General features: G+C 65.1%; 4 protein-coding genes. 1 reads left to right on the top strand and 3 read right to left on the bottom strand.

Features of this window, described 5'->3' with window-relative positions:
- The coding region (gene murJ, locus ACE3S9_RS16085; RefSeq protein WP_374547491.1) for a murein biosynthesis integral membrane protein MurJ at positions 1–1409 on the bottom strand (1409 nt) is incomplete at its 3' end.
- A 32-nt stretch (positions 1410–1441) separates the two neighbouring features.
- The gene (locus tag ACE3S9_RS16080) at positions 1442–2428 is read right to left on the bottom strand and encodes a glycosyltransferase family 2 protein (protein ID WP_374547490.1); all 987 of its coding nucleotides are present in this window, start codon (positions 2426–2428) and stop codon (positions 1442–1444) included.
- Positions 2429–2720: 292 nt separating this feature from the next.
- Here ACE3S9_RS16080 and ACE3S9_RS16075 point away from each other — a divergent pair, with 292 nt between their 5' ends.
- Positions 2721–3569 carry a ChbG/HpnK family deacetylase gene (locus ACE3S9_RS16075; RefSeq protein ID WP_374547489.1) on the top strand — a complete coding sequence of 283 codons (849 nt, stop codon included), beginning with the start codon at positions 2721–2723 and terminating at the stop codon, positions 3567–3569.
- Between the two features lie 7 nt (positions 3570–3576).
- On the opposite strand, the gene ACE3S9_RS16070 is transcribed toward ACE3S9_RS16075, so the two are convergent.
- On the bottom strand, positions 3577–4070 hold a 494-nt coding region (locus tag ACE3S9_RS16070; protein WP_374547488.1), incomplete at its 5' end, for a glycosyltransferase 61 family protein.

The following is a 4070-nucleotide window of genomic DNA, read 5'->3' as shown; positions in this document are numbered from 1 at the left end:
AGCTTCGCGCCGAGCGCGGCGAAAGGCCCCTGCAGCCAGAGCGCGATATTGGCCAGGATGATCGCCGCCGTCGCCGCCGCCAGCGTCACGCCCTTCAATATATCGTCCGGCTGGAACAGGTAGCGGCGCAGGCCGATGATGACCAGCGCGCCGAGATTGATCCAGGCGTTGGCCGAGGTCGCCAAGGCGATGCCGACCGCGCCAAGTGGCTTGTAGAGCACGATCTTGAGCAGCAGATTGACCGTCAGCGCCCCGAGCGAGACCAGCATCGGCGTTTTGGTGTCGCCCATCGCTTGAAAGCCCGAGCGCAAGGCGTTGATGGCGATCATCGCCAAAAGGCCGGAGCCATAGGCCCGCAGCACCGCCGCCACGGCGGCGGAATCGCCGGCGTGAAAGGCGCCGTGCTCGAACAGAGCGCGGACGATGACGTCCGGGATGACCATGAAGGCGACCACGAAAGGCGCGGTCAGCACAAAAGTCATGGCGAGCGTCCGGTTCTGCGCGGTAAAGGCGCCCTCCCAATCCTCGCGCGCGAAACAGCGGCTCATTTCCGGCAGCAACACCGTGCCCGCCGCCACGCCGACGAGGCCGATCGGCAATTGATAGAGCCGCTCGGCATAATAAAGCGACGACAGGCCGCCGGTCTGGAGCATCGAGCCGATGATCGTATCGGCGAACATGGCGATCTGCACGCCGGACGAGCCGATCACAGCGGGGCCGAACATGCGGAAGAAAGAGCGCACGTCCTCGGTCAGGCTCGGTCGCGCGATCGTCTCCATCAGATGCAGCCGCCGCGCGGAGGCCATCAGCAGGACGAGCTGCGCGACGCCCGAGGCCGTGACGCCGGCCGCCGCCGCATAAGCGGCGTTGGGGAACAGAAACGCCACGGCGAGAAAACCCATGGTGACGACATTGAGCAGCACCGGCGCGAAGGCGGGAATGGCGAATTTGCCGTGAGCGTTCAGCGTCGCCGAATGCATGGTGACTAAAGTCACGCAAAACAGATAGGGAAAGGTGATGCGCGTGAGGCTGACCGCGAGGTCGAATTTGGCGGGATCAGCCGCAAAGCCCGGCGCCAGCAGGCGCACGAAAGCCGGCATGAACAGCCAGCCCAACGCCAGCATGACGATTTGCGAGATCAGCAGCAGAGTGAAGATCTGATTGGCGAAATGGCGCGCCGACCAGATGTCCGATTTCTCATAGACCCGCAGATAGGTCGGGACATACGCCGCGTTGAACGCCCCCTCGCCGAAAATCGCGCGGAAATGATTCGGCAGACGCAAGGCGACCGCGAGCGCGTCTCCCAGCAATCCTGCGCCGACCAGCCCGCTCAGCATGACGTCGCGCAGGAATCCGGTCACACGGGAGAGCAGCGTGAACCCGCTGACCGAAAGGAAATTTCTGTACATGGGCGGCCGTCAATTCCGGTGGGTCGAACTGTTTAAGCTTTTTCACCCGGCGAAAGCGAGGCGCGATGCTCCGGATCGCCGATTTTCTCGGCGACGACATAGAGCGGGCGGCCCTTCACCTCGGCGAAGACGCGGCCGATATATTCGCCCAGCACGCCGAGCGAGATGAGCTGCACGCCAGCGAAGAACATGATCGACACGATCAGCGAGGCGAAGCCCGGCACGGAAACGCCCCAGATCAGGGTTTCCAGCACGTAATAGACCGCGTTGAGCAGGGCGAGGGCCGCGATGACGGCGCCGACATAAGTCCAGGCCCTCAGCGGCACGGTGGTGAAGGAGACGATGCCGTCGAAGGCGAAACGGGTCAGCTTGCGATAGGAAAATTTCGAAACGCCGGAATGACGTTCGGCCACCTCGAAGGGCACGCCGATCGATTTGAAGCCGATCCAGGCGTAAAGCCCCTTGGAGAAGCGCGCCCGCTCGCGTAGGCCTTTCAGCGCGTCGAGCGCCTTGCGGTCGAGCAGGCGGAAATCGCCGGCGCCCTTGGGCAATTCGATTTCGCCGAAGGCGCCGAACAAATGATAGAAGCGGTCGGTCAGCCAGCGCCGCGCCGCTGTATCGGTGTCGCGGCTGCGGCGGACGCCGTAGATGTTCTGGTAGCCCTCGCGCCATCGCGCGACGAAGGCGGCTATGGCCTCGGGCGGATGCTGCAAATCGGCGTCCATGATGACCGCACCGCGCCCGCGCGCGGCGTCCACGCCGGCGGCGATCGCGACTTCCTTGCCGAAATTGCGCGAAAACGACAAGCCGCGCAGGCGTGGATCGGCGGCGTTCAGCGCCCGCAGGGCCGCCATCGTGTCGTCATTGGAGCCGTCGTCGACGAAAATGACCTCGAAGCTCCCGACGCAGGCGAGCGCCGGAACGAGCCGCTCGACCAAAGGACGCAGGTTTTCGCTTTCGTTGAACACCGGCACGATCACCGTCAATTCGGGCGTCGCGTCATTTTCGGGGTCCGTCATCTGCCGTTCAGTCCTCTCGGGCGTCGCGCCCCTGCGCAAGACGCCCCTTCCTAGCGCACTCTTGGCGAAAATTTGAAAATTTTCGCAAACCCGCCCAACGGGCGCATGTCGCCGCCCTATGGACAAGGCGCTCAAGTCGATCGCGTTTCTATCGAATCGCGATCGACTTGAGATTCTTTTGTTTTCGCAGCGCTTTCGCGAAAAACCGGTTTCCACTTTTTCGCGCGCCGCTCTAGGCTCCCGCGCAAAAATGCGCAAGAAAGGGGCGAATTTGCGTCTGAACCATCGAGCCATGTCCCATCGACACGCCTTCGCGCTCTGCGCCGACGATTTCGCCCTTTCCCCCGCCGTAACGCGCGGCATTCTGGAAGCTTTGGCCGCCGGGCGGCTCACCGCGACCTCGGCCATGACCACGCAGGCGAACTGGCCCGACGCGGCGAGCGCCTTCCGCGCCTTGGCGCCGAAGGCCGATCTCGGCCTGCATTTCAACCTCACTCTGGACGGCCCGCTCGGCGCGATGCCCTCCTTCGCGCCAACCGGCGCCTTTCCGGCGATGAATTCCATCGTCCCCGCCGCCTGGCGCGGCGGCTTGCCGCGTCAGGAAATCCGCGACGAATTGCGCCGCCAGCTCGACGCTTTCTTACAGGCCTATGGCGCGCCGCCGGATTATGTCGACGGCCACCAGCACGTCCATGTCCTGCCTGGAATCGCCGACGACCTGATCGCCGAATTGTCGTCGCGCGGCCTGGCCGGCAAGTGCTGGCTGCGCGACAGCGCAGACCGCCCGCGCCGGATTTTCGCGCGCGGAAGACATTGGGGCAAGGCGCTGACGGTGGCCGGACTGGCGCGCGGCTTCCGCGCCAAGGCGCGCGCCGCCGGCTTCACGCTGAACGACGGCTTTTCCGGCTTTTCCGATTTCGACGCCAAAGGCGATCATGCCGGCGATTTCGCCAGTTTTTTGCGGGCGCCGGGCGCGCGGCCGCTCATCATGTGCCATCCCGGCCATGTCGATGACGAATTGGCGCGGCTCGACCCCGTGACCGATTCGCGCGAGGCCGAACTCGCCTTCCTGCTGTCGGACGATTTTTCCCGCCAGCTTGACGCGGCGGGCGCGCGGCTTGCGCGATTGTCCGAAATGTGAGGCCGGTTCAGGCGATCCATTCGTCCAGCGCGGCCGGCAACCGCGCCGATTGGTCAGGATCGAGGGTCTTGAGCCGGCCCTGCTTCAGCGCGATCACGGCGCGCAGCGGCGACAGTTCATCGCCGGCAACGGTTAAGGCCATGACCCGAACGCCGCGCGGCGCGAAAACGGCGTTGGCCAGATGCGCCCCGGCAGGGCCGACCACGATCTCAGCCCGCGCGAAGGCCTGAACCCGCTGCGCGAAGGACATGGCGGCGGGATCGAGCGCTGAAAAGCCCGAATCGCGCAGTGCGGCGGGGAGAACCGGCGCGACAAAAATCCGCTTCGGCGCATCGGCCGAAGCCGGGAGCCGCAGCGGAAAGGATTCCAGAACCTCCAGCGCGTCCCTCGACGGAGCGGCATCGGCAAAGGGATAGACCGAGCGCTGCAGAAAGACGGGCGCCGCGCCCAAAACCACGATCCGGTCGGGCGCGACGCCGAACAGGCCCAGACTGTCGCGAA

It is taken from the genome of Rhodoblastus sp. (genome assembly GCF_041915505.1).
Taxonomy (GTDB): Bacteria; Pseudomonadota; Alphaproteobacteria; order Rhizobiales; family Beijerinckiaceae; genus Rhodoblastus.
This window is presented reverse-complemented; position numbering and strand designations above follow the sequence as displayed.